Here is a 15,341-nt window from a genome sequence, read left to right on the forward strand (position 1 = left end):
ACCGCCACCGCCCCCGGCGACGGCGACGGGTGGCGCCGGTCCGGTGGTGGTGATCTTGTGATGCTGGTCTGGGTGGCGCCCTCGGCTGTCGGGTCTGTTCTCGGCGCGCCTGGCGAACGCCGCCGCGTCGTGCGCGGTCGCCCGGGCGACGTGCGATCAGGCCGGGGCGTCGCCGCCGGCTGCCCCGGATCTGGGGCAGCTCGACAGTCTCCATCCACCTAATCGTCTCTGCTCGGGCCCTCGGCCTCCGAGCACCGGGCCCTCGGCCTCCGAGCACCCGGCCCGCATGCCCGGCCCGAACGCCCGGCCTCCGGCCCCGGACGCCCCGCGTCCGGCGTCGTGAACCGGGGTCGGCGGCAGCAGCGAACGAGAGCACGTCCGGGGGGCTGGGCGGGTCGGTCCGGGCTCAGGCCAGGGAGTCGCGCCACTGGCGGTGCAGGGCGGCGTACCGGCCGTCGCCGTCGACCAGCTCGGCCGGTGAGCCGTCCTCGACGACCCGGCCCCGGTCCAGCACCAGCACCCGGTCGGCGATCCGCACCGTGGACAGCCGGTGCGCGATCACCAGCGCGGTGCGGTCCCGCAGGATCGTGTCGAGCGCGTGCTGCACCACCCGCTCGGTCGGCACGTCCAGACAGGAGGTCGCCTCGTCGAGGATCAGCACCCTCGGGTCGGCCAGGAACGCGCGGGTGAACGCGACAAGCTGCCGTTGCCCGGCGGAGAGCCGGCCGCCCCGACGGCGCACCTGGGTGGCGTACCCGTCGGGAAGCGCCGCGATGAAGTCGTGCGCGCCTACCGCGCGGGCCGCCGCCGTGACGGCCCCGTCGTCGGCGTCCGGGCGGCCGAACCGGATGTTCTCCGCCACCGTGCCGGTGAACAGGTGGTTCTCCTGGGTGACCAGCACCACCGCCCGGCGCAGGTCGGCGTCGGCGAGATCCCGCAGGTCGATCCCGTCCAGGGTGACCCGCCCGGCGTCCGGGTCGTGGAAGCGGGCGAGCAGCTTGGCGATCGTCGACTTGCCCGCGCCGGTCGCCCCGACCAGGGCGACGGTCTGCCCGGCCGGCACGTCCAGCTCAAGGTCGGTGAGGATCGGCGGGCCGGTACGGTAGCCGAACCCGACCCTCCGGAACCGGACCGCGCCGGTCGGGCCGCCCGCAGGCAGGGGCCGGGGACGTTCCGGCTCGGGCACCTCCGGTCGCTCGTCGAGGACCCCGGCCAGTTTCTCCAGGCCGGCCGTGGCGGACTGCAACGAGTTGTAGAACTGGCTCAACTCCTGCATCGGCTCGAAGAAGCGCCGCAGGTAGAGCAGGAACGCGGCGAGCACGCCGAGGTCCATCCGGCCGCCGAGCACCCGCCAACCGCCGTACGTCAGCACGACCGCCACGGTGACGTTGCCGACCAGCTTGATGCCGGGGGAGTAGACCGCGATCAATTGGAACGCCCGCACGCTGGACCGTCGGTAGTCGTCGTTCACCGCCTCGAAGATCTGCTGGTTGCGCCCCTCCCGGCGGTACGCCTGCACGGCCCGGATGCCGCGCAGCGACTCCACGAAGTGGACGATGACCAGGGCGACCGCCTCGCGGGTGCGCCGGTACGCGGCGGCCGAGGCGTGGGCGAACCAGCGGGACAGCCAGATCAGCACCGGGAAGGCGAGCAGCGTCACGGCGGCCAACGGCAGATCCAGCCAGAGCAGCACCCCGGCCACCGACAGGATCGACAGGGCGGCCAGGACCAGGTTGTCGACGCCGCCGTCGAGCAGCTCGGCGATCGAGTCGAGGTCGCTGGTCAGTCGGGACACCATCCGACCCGAGGTGTACCGCTCGTGGAAGGCGACGGACAGCCGCAGGAAGTGCCCGTACACCCGTTGCCGCAGGTCGAGCAGGACGGCCTGGCCGATCCGCGTGGAGAGGGTGAGGAAACCGCGCTTGGTCGCGTACTCGATCAGGGTTGCCGTGGCGAACGCGCCGGCGACGGCGACGAGCGGGCCGGCGTCCCCGGCCCGCAGCGGCCCGATCGCGTGGTCGATGCCGTACATGACCAGGTACGGGCCGACCAGCCCGGCGGCGTTCTGGGTCAGCAGCAGCCCGACGGCCACGGCGAGCCGACGCCGGTGCGGGCGCAGCAGGTCGGCCAGCAGCGCCCGGCTGCGCGCCCGGAGCCGCGCCACCGCGGCCGGGCTGTCCTCCTCCGCCCGGCTGCGGTCGGCGTCCGGATCGGTGGCGACGCCCTGCCAGCGTCCCACGTCGACCCGTCGCCCCGGGGCGGCCCGTCCGGCGCCGGTCGCCCGCTGGTCGCCTGTCCCGCCGACCGCGGCCCCGGTCACCCGCGGGTCGCCGGTTCCGTGCGTTCCGGCCCCGCCGCCAGCCCGACCAGCCCGGCGCCGGGCGACCCGGCCGTCGCCGGCCCCTGGTCGACCGGACCGGCGTCGGGTGGCCCGGCCGTCGACGGCTGCCGGTCGTCCGGGCAGAGCAGGAGCCGGTACGCCGGCTCGGTGGCGAGCAGCTCCGAATGGGTGCCGACGGCGGTGACGCGTCCCCGGTCGAGCAGGGCGACCCGGTCGGCGAGGGCCACACTGGACGGGCGGTGCGCCACGATCAGCGCGGTGGTGCCCCGCAGCACCTGACGCAACGCCCGCTCCACCAGGGCTTCCGTGTGCACGTCCAACGCGGACAGCGGATCGTCGAGCACCAGCACGGCCGGCCGGCCGAGCACCGCCCGGGCCAGGGCGAGCCGCTGCCGCTGCCCGCCGGAGAGCGACAGCCCCTGCTCGCCGACCCGGGTGGCGAGCCCCCACGGCAGCTCGTACACGAAATCGGCCTGGGCCAGCGCGAGCGCCGCGGCCACCTCGTCCTCCCCGGCGTCCGGGTGGCCCAGGGTGAGGTTCTCCCACACCGACATGGAGAACAGCGTCGGCTCCTCGAAGGCCACCCCGACGAGTCGACGCAGCGTGGCCAGGCGCAGGTCCCGCACGTCGTGCCCGTCCAGGGTGATCCGGCCGGAGCCGACCTCGTGCAGCCGGGGGACCAGCGACAGCAGCGTGCTCTTGCCCGAGCCGGTCGCGCCGACCAGAGCGAGCGTCTCGCCCGGCTCGACGGTCAGCTCGACGTCCCGCAGCACCGGCGTGCCGCCGCCCGGGTAGCCGAAACCGACCCGCTCGAAGCGCAGCCGGCCACGGGCGGAGCCCCGGCTCAACGTCACCGCGTGCGGCCGGTCGGTGATCGCCGGGGAAGTGTCCAGCACCTCCTGGATCCGGTCCGCGGCGGTGGCCGCCTCCTGACCGTTGGCGATGATCCAACCCAGCGAGTTCACCGGCCAGATCAGCATCAGTTGCAGGGTGACGAAGGCGACCAGCTCACCGATGGTGAGGGCGCCCCGGGCGGCGGCGGCCACCCCGGCCACCAGCACCACCCCGAGGGTCAGGTTCGGCACCAGGTCGAACGACGCCGAGGTACGGGCCAGCAGCCGGCCCTTGCCGACGGCGGTGTCGTGCAGCGCCCGCGCGCCGACGCCGAACCGCTCGGCCAGCTCCGGCCCCCGGCCGAACGCCCGGGTGGTGCGGATGCCCTGCGCGGACTCCTCGACCAGCGTGGTCACGTCGCCCTGCTGCTCCCGCATCCGCCGGGCGGCGGCGTGGTAGGCGCGGGCGAACCGCCGACTGATCAGGAACAGCGGCGCCGCGCTGGCCGCGACCAGCAGCCCCAGCGGCGGGTGCAGCCGCACCAGCAGCGCCACCACCGCCAGGTAGGTGGCCAGGTTGAGGATCAGGAACAGCAGCCCGAACGACAGGAACCGGCGGATCATCGACAGGTCACCGGTGGCCCGCGCGATGAGCTGCCCGGACTGCCACCGGTCGTGGAAGCTGGCCGGCAGTCGTTGCAGGTGGGCGTAGAGGTCGGCGCGGATGGCGGCCTCCATGCCGACCGACGAGGAGGTCTGCGTCCACCGTCGTACGAAGATCAGCACGGCCTCCACCAGGCCGAGCAGCAGCGCCAACCCGCCGAGCTGGAGCAACCCGACCGGATCCCGCCGGGCCACCGGCCCGTCCACCACCTGCTGCACCACAAGCGGTACGGCCAGCCCGGCCGCGGTGGCCGTCAGCGCGGCGGCCAGCAGCCAGCCGAACTCGGCGGCGTGCGGGCGCAGGTAGCGGCGCAACCGCCACAGGTTGCGCAGCGTGCTCCCCCTGGTGGCCGGAGCGCTGACCCGGTCCGCCGCCACCCCCCGACCGTATCGGTAAACGTCGCTTTCATGTCGGTCAACTTGTCGTCAACCGCCGTTCGTGACCGAGAAGCCACTTTTTCACGTCCAGCCCCCACCGGTAGCCGCCCAGGCTCCCGTCCGTGCGCAGCACCCGGTGACAGGGGACGAAGAGGGCGGCGGCGTTGCGCGCGCAGGCCGCCGCCGCGGCCCGGACCGCAGCCGGCCGACCGGCCAGCGCGGCGTACCCGGTGTACGTCACCGGCTCACCGGGCTTGACGTCCCGCAGCACCTGCCAGGCGTGCGCCAGGAACACCCCGCCGGTGTGCTGCCGGACCGGAACCTCGTCGACGGCGGTCAGCTCACCGTCGAGGTAGGCGCGCACCGAGGCGGTCACCCCGCCCAGCTCGGCGCGTCCGCGCAGCGGGCCGCGCAGGGTCGGGTGGGTCAGGGCCAGCAACGCCGGGGCGTCGGTGGTGAAGCCGGCGGCCCGGACCGCGCCGTCCGGGTCGACCAGGACCGTGAACGGGCCGGCGGGCGTGTCCACGGTGGCGCTGTCGATCATGGTGGTCGTCCTGTTCACGTTGCTGCTCTCCAGAGTCGGATCACCGCGTACGAGCGCCAGGGGCGCCACCGTCCGGCGTACGCGTCGAGGGTTCCGGGGTCGTCGGGCAGGCCGAGGGCGCGCGCCCCCCGGCGGACGGCGAGGTCGGTGGGGAGGAAGACGTCCGGGTCGCCGAGGCCGCGCATGGCCACGTAGCCGGCGGTCCACGCGCCGACGCCGGGCAGCGCGAGCAGGCCCCGGCGGGCCTGCTCCCGGTCCCCGCCCGGCGCGAGGTCCAGCGTGCCGTCGACGACCGCCCGGGCCAGCGCCCGGACCGTCTCCCGTCGCCCCGCCGGCATCCCGAATCCCGCGTCCGGCACCCGCAGCACCTCCTCCGCCCCCGGAAACCCCCGCAACCCCACCCCCGCCCGCACCCCCGCTTGATCAAGAGCTTTTCGCGCCGGAACGGACTCCGCCGGCGCCCGTTCCTCTTGATCGACTCCGGCGGACGGGTGGGCGACGGGGAGGTGGGCGAGGAGACGGGTGAGGGTGGCGCGGGCGGTGGCCACCGAGACCTGCTGGCCGACGACGGCGCGGACGGCCGCCTCGAAGCCGTCCACCGTCCGGGGGAGCCGGACGCCGGGCTCGGCGGTGGGTGCGGGCGGGAGGGTCGCGTCGATGGCGACCGGGTCGGCGTCCAGGTCCAGCAGGCGGCGGCACCTGGCCACCGCGGGGGCCAGATCCCGCAGGTCCGTCAGGCGCAGCGTGGCCGCGACGTGCCCGGCCGCCGGGGCCAACGCCACCTCGGCGGGACCGTGCGGCAGGGACAACCCCCGGTGGTACGTGCCGTCGTGTACCGCCTCCACGCCGGGCAGCGCCCGCCGGGCCAGGAACTCCAGCAGGGACGCGGCGTGCAACGGCGGCCGGTACGCCAGCCGTACCGTGATGGCGCCGGGGCCGACGGCGGGCGGGTCCGCGCCCCGGGCGGCGCCCGGCTCCGACGGGGCGCGCAGCTCCGACGGGGCGCGACCGAACACCTCCCGTACCGTGTCGTTGAACTGCCGGACGCTGCCGAAGCCGGCGGCGAACGCGATCTCGGCCAGTCCCAGCCCGGTCGTCTCGATCAGGACGCGGGCGGTCTGCGCCCGCTGCGCGCGGGCCAGGGCCAGCGGGCCGGCGCCCAGCTCGGCGGACAACATCCGGTGCAGGTGCCGTTGCGTGTAACCGAGCCGGGCGGCGAGTCCGGGCACCCCGTCCCGGTCCACCACCCCGTCGGCGATCAGGCGCATCGCCCGGCCCACCACGTCGGCCCGGACGTCCCACTCGGGCGAGCCGGGCGCGGCGTCCGGCCGGCACCGGCGGCAGGCCCGCAGACCGGCCCGCTGGGCGGCCGCGGCGGACGGAAAGAACCGGACGTTGCGCCGTCTCGGCGTGACCGCCGGGCAGGACGGCCGGCAGTAGATCCCGGTCGAGGTCACGCCCGTGTAGAACCAGCCGTCGAACCGCTGGTCACGGCTGTCGACCGCCCGGTAGCACCGCTCGAACTCCAACTCCACGCCACGATCCTGCCCCCTCGCCCGCGCCTCCGGCTCGCGGAAATCGGACCTCGCCCTGCGGTCGGGCCCGCCCCGGCCGGCGGAAGTTGTCGGAGGGGGCGGGTACCGTCCCGGGGCTGATCGACGAAGGAGTACGTCCATGGGGAGCGTGGCCGGGCCGGAGCGGGTGGGGGCGTGGTCCGTCCCCGCCGAGCCGGATCGGGTGGTGGCGCCGGATCGGGCGGTGGCGCCGGATCGGGCGGTGGTGCAGGGTTTCTACGACCGGATGCGGGCGGTCGCGCCGGCCGCCGTCGGGGCGATCGAACGGGACCGCGCCGCCGGGCCGGGCCGGGAGTTCGGGGCGACCGCCTGCGGCCGGCTGGTCCGGTCGCTGGACGCCGCCGGGGTGCGGGCGCTGGGCATGTGGGCCCACCACTGGTGCCTGCGCTTCTACGACGACGACACCCGCCCCGGTCGCCGCCTGGTACGCGAGATCGCCGGCCGGCGCGGGCTCGGCTGGACGCCCGACGAGGTGCGCTGGATGCTCGGCGAGTCGTACGCGGCCCCGCCCGCCGCCGACGACCGGTTCGCCCTGCCGCTGGCCGCCGCCACCGAGCTGCCCCCCGCCGAGCGGGCCGCCGTCGAGCGGGCTGCCGTCGAGCGGGCTGCCGTCGAGCGGGCTGCCGTCGAGCGGGCTGCCGTCGAGCGGGCTGCCGTCGAGCGGGCCGCCGTCGAGCGGGCCGCCGTCGGTCGGGTGGGGCACGGCCAGCGCCGACCGGCCGGTACGGCAGGATGATCAGGGAACCGAGCGGAGGGAAGGCGCCATGCCCGCCAGCGAACCCACCATCCTCGCCACCAGCATCGGCTTCTTCAGCCGCCGCCGTGGCCCCTGGGACTGGCGTCCCGGCCCGGTCTTCGACCTCGCCGCCGAGCTGGCCGGGGCCGGGCCGGAGCCGAGGATCTGCTTCCTCGGTCAGGCCGAGGGAGACCAGCCGACCACGCTGACCGCCCTGTACGGGGCGTTCGCCGGCACCCGGTTCCGGCTGTCCCACCTCAACCTGTTCCCGATGCCGAACGTCGAGGACGTCCGCGCCCACCTGCTCGCCCAGGACGTGATCTGGGTGGGTGGCGGCAGCGTCGCCAACCTGGTGGCCGTCTGGCGGGCGCACGGGCTGGACGAGATCCTGCGCGAGTGCTGGGAGGCCGGCGTGGTGCTGGGCGGGGTGTCCGCCGGCTCGCTCTGCTGGCACGTCGGCGGTGCCACCGACAGCTTCGGCCCGACGCTGCGCCCCTTCACGGCCGGGCTGGGCTTCCTCCCGTACGGCAACGGGGTGCACTACAACAGCGAGGAGCAGCGTCGGCCGCTGATCCACGAGCTGGTCGGCGAGGGCGCCATCCCGACGGCGCACTGCACCGACGACGGGGTGGGCCTGGTCTACCGGGGCGCCACCCTGGTCGAGGCGGTCGCCGACCGGGACGACGTGTCCGCGTACGAGGTGCGGCGGGCCGAGGACGGCACGGTCGTCGAGACCCCGATCACCCCCCGCCGCCTCCCCTGACCCACCCCCCACCCCACCCCATCCCACCCCATCCCGTCCCATCCCGTCCCACCCCGCGCCGTCCCGTCCCGCCATGATCCACTCCGTTTCGGCGAAGTGGCGGTGTCCCCGCCCGTCGACGCACCCGTTTCCGCGATACGGCGTCGGGCACGGCGGTCCGGGCGGGCACGGCGGTCCGGGCGGGCACGGCGGGTGGGGCGGGCACGGCGGGTGGGGCGGGTCGGGCGGGCCGAGGGCCGGGGGCGGTCCGCCCGGCGGGGTGCGGGCGGGGGCAGCGGCGTAAGCTGGCTCGTCGTGAGTCTGACCATCGGGATCGTCGGCCTGCCCAACGTCGGCAAGAGCACCCTGTTCAACGCGCTGACCAAGAACGACGTGCTGGCGGCGAACTACCCGTTCGCCACCATCGAGCCGAACGTCGGCGTGGTCGGGCTGCCCGACGAGCGGCTGCACAGGCTGGCCGAGATCTTCGACTCGCAGAAGGTGCTGCCCGCCCCGGTGTCGTTCGTCGACATCGCCGGCCTGGTCCGGGGCGCCTCGAAGGGGCAGGGCCGCGGCAACGCGTTCCTGGCGAACATCCGGGACGCCTCGGCGATCTGCCAGGTGGTGCGGGCCTTCTCCGACCCGAACGTGGTGCACGTCGACGGCAAGGTCTCCCCGGCCGACGACATCGAGACGATCAACACCGAGCTGATCCTGGCCGACCTCCAGACGCTGGAGAAGGCGCTGCCGCGGCTGGAGAAGGAGGCCAAGCTCCGCAAGGACCGGGCCGCCGCCGTCGAGGCCGCCCGGAAGGCCGTCACGGTGCTCGACGGCGGCACGACCCTGTACGCGGGCGGGCAGGCCGCCGGGGTCGAGCTGGAGCACCTGCGTGAGCTGCACCTGCTCACCACCAAGCCGTTCCTGTACGTGTTCAACGTCGACGAGGCGGAGCTGGCCAACGCCGGGTTCCTCGACGAACTGCGCGCCCTGGTCGCCCCGGCCGAGGCGGTCTTCATGGACGCCAAGATCGAGTCCGAGCTGGTGGACCTGCCCGAGGCGGAGGCCCGCGAGTTGTTGGAGTCGATCGGGCAGTCCGAGCCGGGGCTGGACCAGCTCGTCCGGGTCGGGTTCCGCACGCTCGGCCTCCAGACGTACCTGACGGCGGGGCCGAAGGAGGCGCGGGCCTGGACGGTCCCGGTCGGCGCGACCGCCCCCGAGGCCGCCGGGGTGATCCACTCCGACTTCCAGCGCGGCTTCATCAAGGCCGAGGTGGTCTCGTACGACGACCTGGTCGCGGCCGGTTCGATGGCGGCGGCGAAGGCGGCGGGCAAGGTCCGCATCGAGGGCAAGGAGTACGTCATGCAGGACGGCGACGTGGTGGAGTTCCGCTTCAACGTGTAGGGCTCGCTGCCCGGCGACCGCGCTGTGGCACTACCGTCGGCTGCGCGACGTGTTCAGGTAGGCGACGTCGTAGCTTCCGGTGTGGACGTCGGCGGCGTTCCCGCGCGCTGTATGGTGACGCGGCTGTTGTCGTACCACACGGGGGTTTCCTTACCATGCGCCGACACGCCGGGCTCACCACGAGCGCCATCCTTCTCGCGGCCGGGTTCGCCGCCGCCACACCTGCCGCCGCGGCGGCCCCGACACCGTCACCTACCGACTCGGCGCGGCTCGCCGCCGGCACCGAGGACCGCCCGCCGGTCGACGGCCGCCGAGGCTACCGGGTCGGGCAGGGCGCGGACGTGCCCGCGCTGATGGCTGTCACGAACAAGAGCGACACGCCGGTGGACGGGCTGGTCGTCCACGTCCGGATCCTCAACGACCTCGACTTCACGAAGACGTACGAGAACTGCTGGTACGCCGTGGACAGCAACCAGGAGTCGGCCTGGTGCGAGTTCGACGTCACGCTCGCCCCCGGCGCGAGCCTGGCCGCGACCGGTGTCGGCATCGCCACCAGGGCGGACGCCCGGCCGGAGAACATTTCCTCGATCGTCCACCACTGGCGCAGCAAGGAGTTCGTCGACCGGCTCGGCGGCGTCCAGAAGCGGGCCGACGACTGGGCCACGGAGGGTCGCGCGGTGCGGGGCACGGGCGGGACGCTGACCCTGACCACCCCGTCGGGGCCGCTGGTCGGGCTGGAGCCGCCGAACCCGATCGGCTTCGTCGGCGTCGTCCTCGTCCTGCCGGCCACCCCGACGCCCACCCCGACCGCGACGCCGACGGCCACCCCGACGCCGACGGCGACCCCGACCGCCGCGCCCACCGTCAGCCCGGCCCCGCCCGGCGCGCCGGCTGACGATGACGGCGGCCAGGGCGGCGGGCTGCCGGTGACCGGCGCGCAGACCGTGGCCGTGGCCGGCGTCGGCGGCGTGCTGCTGCTGCTCGGCGGAGGCGGCTACCTGCTCGCCCGCCGCCGCCGGACCCGGTTCGTCGCGTAGGCCCGCCCGACCAGCTGACCGGCCGGCGAGCGGGTCACCCCGAACAGCCACTTCGAACAGTCGCCCCCAGCAGTCGCCCCGACCGGACGACTGCTGGGGCGTGCGGCGTAGGGCAGGGGAAGGCCGGCCGCTGATCGTGTTACGCGCCGTGTCGGCGCGCTGGTGAGCGCCCGTTCTCACTTTCGGTGACCGCCGGCCGGGTGAAGAGAGACCATCGCGTCCCTTTGCTCTGCACCCATCACCGCGCCATGCGCCACGAGCAGGGAATTGTGCTTCTCGCCCGAGGGCTGGAACGGAGCGTTGGTCACCATGAGTGCCTGGCGCGTTCGTGGGTGCAGAGCAAAGGGTGCGAAGAATGTCTGCTCGTCGGCCCTGCGAACACGAAGCGTGAGATGAGTATGGGCTGATGGAATCGACCAGTATGAGTTCAGCGACGGTCGGGGTCGTCGAGGACATGCCCAGGCGGGGCGTGCCCAGGCGGGGTTCGGGTCGGGTCTGGGGGCGGGGCCGGAACGCCGGGTGTGGCGTGGCCCTTCCGGGCGGGGCTACCCGTGGTGGTCGGGCAGGCCGAGGGCGCCCTCGGTGAGGCCGTCGCCGATGTCGCGGGCCAGGGCGGCCCCGGTCGTCGCGGCCTGCTCCAGGACGTGGCGGAACTCGACGAGCTGGCGGAACGCCTCGCCGTACGCCTGCTGCTGGCGCAGCGGCAGGACGGGGATGCTCAGCCGCCGGATGTCGATGCGCAGGGCGCCGGTCGCGCTGCTGGACGCCCGCCCGGCGATGCGCAGGTTGTCGGTGCGGGAGAGGACACCGGCGACGAACCACGGGTCGAAACGGGCCGGGTCGACGCGGATCAACTGCACGCCGGGCCCGAGTTCCGCGCCTACCTGTTCGGGCGTGGCCACCCGGGCGTTGATCCGGCGGCCGACGAGCGGCACCAGGATGTCGCCGGCGCGTACCCGTGGCGCCGGCTCGTCGTCGGCGGCGCGGGTCGTCGAGCCGGTGGCCGGGCCGCCGGAGACGACGTCGGCGGTGGTCAGCACGGCGGCCCCGGCGGTGGTCGACGCGGTGGCTCCGGTGGTCGACCCGGTGGCCCCGGTGGTGGTCGACAGGGTTGCTCCGGTGGTGGCGTCACCGGTTCGGCCGCGGGAGGGGGCCCGGGTGACGGTGACGCTGCCGGACCGGATCAGGTCGGTGACGTCGGCCTGGGGGGCTTCCCGTAGCGGGGTGTGCGGGGTGTCGCGCACCGCCGGCAGACTGCGGCGGACCCGCGCGACGAGCTGGTCGAAGTCGTCGATCCGGGCGATGATCTCGGCCGGGTCACCGGCAAACGCGCCGGCCTGCGGCAGGTGTCGTTGCGGCGTGAGGTCGACCTGGTCGTCCAGCAGGTCGATGGCGGGCACGGTGCGGTGGACGCCGGGCAGCTCGGTGTAGCGGGCCGAACGGTAGGCGCTCCACGCCGCCTCGACGGTCTCGACGGGAGAGCAGCCCTCCGGCGCGGCCGTCGTGTCCACCATGAGCAGCTCACCGGCGTGCGGCTGGCGTGAGCCCGGCTGGGTGAGGACCCAGATGTGCAGCCCGACGCCGACCGGGGGCATCAGACCGGCGGGCAGGGCGACGACCGCGCGGAGCGCGCCGTGCCGGATCAGCTCCGCGCGGATCCGCCGCCCGGCGGGACGCGACGCGGCGGCCGGGGGCATGAGCACCACGGCGGTGCCGTCGGCGGAGAGGTGCGCCAGGGCGTGCTGCACCCAGGCGAGCTCGGGTTCGGTACGGGGCGGCAGACCGTACGCCCAGCGGGGATCGTAGGCGAGGCGGTCGTGCCCCCAGTCGTGGATGCCGAACGGGAAGTTCGCCACGACCACCTCGGCCCGCAGCTCGGGCAGCGCGTCGGCGAGCAGGCTGTCACCGATGTGCACCACGGGGGCCGGTGGCTGGTGCCCGGACCGTCGGGCCCGCAGGTGCACGAACCACAGCCGTAGCAACGTGATCACCGCGTACTGCGGGTTGATCTCCTGGGCGTGGCAACTGGTCGGCGCGCCGGCGCGCAGGGCCCGGTCGGCGGCCATCCGCAGGATGGAGCCGGTGCCGCTGGTGAAGTCGAAGGTGCGGGGGCCGGTGCCGGCCAGGGTCAGCATCACCTCGGCGACGACGTCCGGGGTGCCGGCCAGGCCGGACATCGAGTGCGCCGAGGTCGCGTACTGGTTGTGCAGGTGCTCGAAGGCGGACTCGGCGCCCTGCTCCGAGCCGAGCTGGTCGACGGCGCGCAGCAGCGCGTCGAGGGACGCCGTCCACTGCCCCGGCACCAGGTCGGCGATCAGCCCGGCCAGGCCCGGGTCGAGGTCGCGCAGGTGGCCGACGAGCTGGTCCGGCGTGGGCAGCCCGTCGCCGGCCGCGTCGCCGGCCGCGTTCCCCTGGTCGGCGCGGACCAGCAGGAGCGCGCCGGCCACGCCGAGCACGTCGCTGATCTGCGCCGCCGGCTGGTGGCTCTCGATGTGTCGCCAGGCCCACCGGGCGGCGTCCGCGTGCTGCGTCCGGCCGTGGCGGCGCAGCCACTGCTCGACCTCGTGCGCGTCGAAGGACGGGCTGGTGGGGCTGCCGCCGACGGGCGCGGGGAAGTCGGCGTACCGGCGACGCCAGTTGCTGACCGCCGCCCGGCCGACGTTGGCCAGCCGGGCGATGCCGCTGGCGGTCAGGGTGGCCTCGCTCGGGGCGATGCTCGGCTCGCTGCTCACCCGTGAACGCTACCACAAAGTGTGGAGTTGTGTACACGATTCACAGCGGCTATCTTCGTGGCTGATCGAGCCACCGGCCTGTTTGGAGGAACGATGCCGCGTCGAGGGCGCAGCACCACCATCGGCAAGTTCGCCCAGTTCCACCAGGACCGTCGGGTCTCCGAGATCAGGATGCTCGGCGAGCTGCTGCGCAGCGAGCGACACCCGACGCCCGGCGATGGCGTGCCACCCCGACCGGGGGAGCGCCCGTCCGCCCGCTGAGCACGACCGTCCAACCCCGACGACCTGAGGAGGACCATGAACACCCTTGCTCGTACCCGCGTCGCCCACCCGCGTTCCACCGGTCGGCTACGTCTGGCACGGCGCCCGGCGGTACCGCGGCGGCTCCGCCGCCGGTCCACCCGCCCAGGCGTACGCGCGAGTGCGCCTTGACCCCGTCGTCGGCGCGGCCATCGCCGAGGCGTACCAGGCCGCGCCGGTCCGTGACGAGCGGGCCGGGCCCGCGTACGCGGCGTTCCGCCGGGAGACGGCGCGGCAGTACCACTTCCTGGTGGGCCGGACGGAATTCGGCGGCCTCGGCGTGACCGTGCGGTTCGTCGACGCCGACCCGTACCCGGACGTCACGTCGATGGTCGACGACGTGCGGCGGCGTCGGCTGCTGAAGGTCTGGGCGAGCGCCGCCACCGGCAACCCGCACCCGTACCTCAGCGACCCGGAGAACGACATGTTCCGGGCCGTCCACGACGTGTTCGGGCACGCGGCGACCGGCTGCGGCTTCGACCGGCACGGCGAGGAGGCGGCCTGGCTGAAACACCGCACCATGTACTCGCCGCTGGCCGTCCGGGCGCTGACCACCGAGACCCGCGGGCAGAACTGCGCCCAGATCTTCCACTACGGAGGTGGACGGTTCCCGCCCCAGAAGGCGGCGCTGCTGCCCGCGTCGTTCAGTCACCCACGTCCGGCGCGTACCGGGGGACCTGCGACGGCTCCGCGCTGAACCGGGCGATCTCCCGACGTAGCTGCCGTACCGTCGGGTGGCCGGGGCCCACCGCCCGCTCCCAGTCGCCCAGGGCGCTCTGGAACAGGCGCAACGCCCGGGCGTGCTCGCCCAACGCGGCGTGCGCGCGAGCGACGTTCAGCCGGAACCCGAACGCCTTCGGATCACCCTCGCCGTACCGCTGGACGCGGTCCTCGGCGAGCCGACGCCACTGCCGGGCGGCGGCCCGGTACTCGCCGGCGGCGTGCGACCGCGCCGCGTGGGCGGCGGTCGGCTCCCCGGCCGGCTCGGGCGGCTCGACGGTCGGCGGCGTGGGGCGGGTCCGCAGCGGCGCCCGCCCCACGATCGCGGCCCAGGCCCGGACCGGGGTGACGGCGTCGGTGAGCACGCCGGGGATCGGCGGCAGGTCCTCGGCGAGCGGGGCCAGCGCGGCGTAGACGTCGGCGGCGCTGGCCGGCCGTTCCCGTGGCTCCGTCGCCAGTAGCGCGTGCACCAGGTCGTCCAGCCCGGCGGGGGTGTCCGGCCGGGAGTCGCCGGGGCGCGGCGGTGGGCCGTCCAACTGGCGGCGCACCGTGGTCAGGGTGGTCGCGCCGTCGAACGGCGGACGGCCGGTGAGCAGGTCGAAGAGCGTCGCGCCGAGCCCGTACAGGTCGGTGCGGTGGTCCGTCGGCCCGCCGACGATCTGCTCGGGCGCCATGTAGCCCACCGTGCCGAGGGCCTGCCCGGTCCGGGTGATCCGCGAGTAGCGGTCGTCGTCCCGCACCACCGCCAGCCCGAAGTCGAGCACCTTGACCGCGCCGTGCCGGTCCAGCATGACGTTGGCCGGCTTGATGTCCCGGTGGACCAGGCCGAGCTCCCGCGCGGCGAGCAGCACGGCGCTGATCTGCGCCCCGATGGCGGCGACCCAGCCGAACGGGATCGGCCCCTGCTCCGCGACCAGGTCGGCGAGCGTGATCCCGTCGATCCGCTCCAGGACGACGTAGGGGCGGCCGTCGTGGCTGTCGAGGTCGTACACGGCCGGCACGCCCGGGTGCTCCAGCCGGACGGTCAACAGCGCCTCGCGCCGGAACCGGCGCAGCAGGTCGGCGTCCATCCGGGCGGAATCGACGACCTTGACGATGACCTGGCGGTCGAGGAGGACGTCCCGGGCCGGCCAGACCTCGCCCATGCCCTTGTGCGCCAAGGGGTACCGGCCCAGTGTGTACCGGTTCTTCAGGTTCGTGCCGGGCCCCACGTGGCCCAGCATAACCGTCGATCGGGCGGTCGGGGTGGCCGGCTGCCCGTCCGGGCCGGACGGTATGGTGAACGTTCGACACAAAGATCAAGTTGCAAACAGAGTTCACAAGCTGATTCAATGCGGGTC

The 15,341-nt window shown here is 74.7% G+C and carries 11 protein-coding genes and 1 pseudogene; 6 read left to right on the forward strand and 6 right to left on the reverse strand.

Annotation, left to right across the window (positions count from 1 at the left end; translation table 11 throughout):
- Positions 1-406 precede the first annotated feature (406 nt).
- From O7606_RS24435 to O7606_RS24450, 4 genes are all read right to left on the reverse strand, one after another.
- The gene (locus tag O7606_RS24435) at positions 407-2,239 is read right to left on the reverse strand and encodes an ABC transporter ATP-binding protein (RefSeq protein WP_281599859.1); all 1,833 of its coding nucleotides are present in this window, start codon (positions 2,237-2,239) and stop codon (positions 407-409) included.
- 77 nt (positions 2,240-2,316) lie between these two features.
- Positions 2,317-4,215 (reverse strand): ABC transporter ATP-binding protein, encoded by a 1,899-nt coding sequence (locus O7606_RS24440; protein ID WP_281596338.1) that lies wholly within the window; start codon positions 4,213-4,215, stop codon positions 2,317-2,319.
- A 37-nt stretch (positions 4,216-4,252) separates the two neighbouring features.
- The gene (locus O7606_RS24445) at positions 4,253-4,759 is read right to left on the reverse strand and encodes a methylated-DNA--[protein]-cysteine S-methyltransferase (protein WP_281599860.1); all 507 of its coding nucleotides are present in this window, start codon (positions 4,757-4,759) and stop codon (positions 4,253-4,255) included.
- A gap of 14 nt (positions 4,760-4,773) precedes the next feature.
- Positions 4,774-6,294 carry an AlkA N-terminal domain-containing protein gene (locus tag O7606_RS24450; protein WP_281596339.1) on the reverse strand — a complete coding sequence of 507 codons (1,521 nt, stop codon included), beginning with the start codon at positions 6,292-6,294 and terminating at the stop codon, positions 4,774-4,776.
- A gap of 265 nt (positions 6,295-6,559) precedes the next feature.
- Between O7606_RS24450 and O7606_RS24455 the strand changes: the two are divergent.
- The 4 genes and pseudogenes from O7606_RS24455 to O7606_RS24470 form a co-directional block, all read left to right on the forward strand.
- Positions 6,560-6,898, forward strand: a pseudogene (locus O7606_RS24455) (hypothetical protein); the annotation flags it as partial.
- A 199-nt stretch (positions 6,899-7,097) separates the two neighbouring features.
- Positions 7,098-7,832: a peptidase E gene (locus O7606_RS24460; protein ID WP_281596340.1), complete on the forward strand. Its 735-nt coding sequence runs from the start codon at positions 7,098-7,100 to the stop codon at positions 7,830-7,832.
- A 294-nt stretch (positions 7,833-8,126) separates the two neighbouring features.
- Complete coding sequence (gene ychF / locus O7606_RS24465; protein ID WP_281596341.1) at positions 8,127-9,212, forward strand: redox-regulated ATPase YchF; 1,086 nt, start codon at positions 8,127-8,129, stop codon at positions 9,210-9,212.
- 155 nt (positions 9,213-9,367) lie between these two features.
- Positions 9,368-10,249, forward strand: a complete 882-nt coding sequence (locus tag O7606_RS24470) for an LPXTG cell wall anchor domain-containing protein (RefSeq protein WP_281596342.1) — start codon at positions 9,368-9,370, stop codon at positions 10,247-10,249.
- Between the two features lie 545 nt (positions 10,250-10,794).
- Here O7606_RS24470 and O7606_RS24475 read toward each other — a convergent pair.
- The gene (locus O7606_RS24475; RefSeq protein WP_281596343.1) at positions 10,795-12,981 is read right to left on the reverse strand and encodes an N-6 DNA methylase; all 2,187 of its coding nucleotides are present in this window, start codon (positions 12,979-12,981) and stop codon (positions 10,795-10,797) included.
- 93 nt (positions 12,982-13,074) lie between these two features.
- On the opposite strand from O7606_RS24475, the gene O7606_RS24480 reads away from it, so the two are divergent.
- Entirely contained in the window at positions 13,075-13,242 is a 168-nt protein-coding gene (locus tag O7606_RS24480; protein WP_281596344.1) for a hypothetical protein, read from the forward strand.
- 160 nt (positions 13,243-13,402) lie between these two features.
- The gene (locus O7606_RS24485) at positions 13,403-13,978 is read left to right on the forward strand and encodes a hypothetical protein (protein ID WP_281596345.1); all 576 of its coding nucleotides are present in this window, start codon (positions 13,403-13,405) and stop codon (positions 13,976-13,978) included.
- Here the strand turns inward: O7606_RS24485 and O7606_RS24490 are convergent.
- Positions 13,926-15,212: a protein kinase gene (locus tag O7606_RS24490; protein ID WP_281596346.1), complete on the reverse strand. Its 1,287-nt coding sequence runs from the start codon at positions 15,210-15,212 to the stop codon at positions 13,926-13,928. The two genes, O7606_RS24485 and O7606_RS24490, sit on opposite strands and share 53 nt — an antisense overlap.
- Positions 15,213-15,341: the final 129 nt, after the last annotated feature.

Source organism: Micromonospora sp. WMMD882 (assembly GCF_027497255.1).
Classification (GTDB): Bacteria; Actinomycetota; Actinomycetes; order Mycobacteriales; family Micromonosporaceae; genus Micromonospora.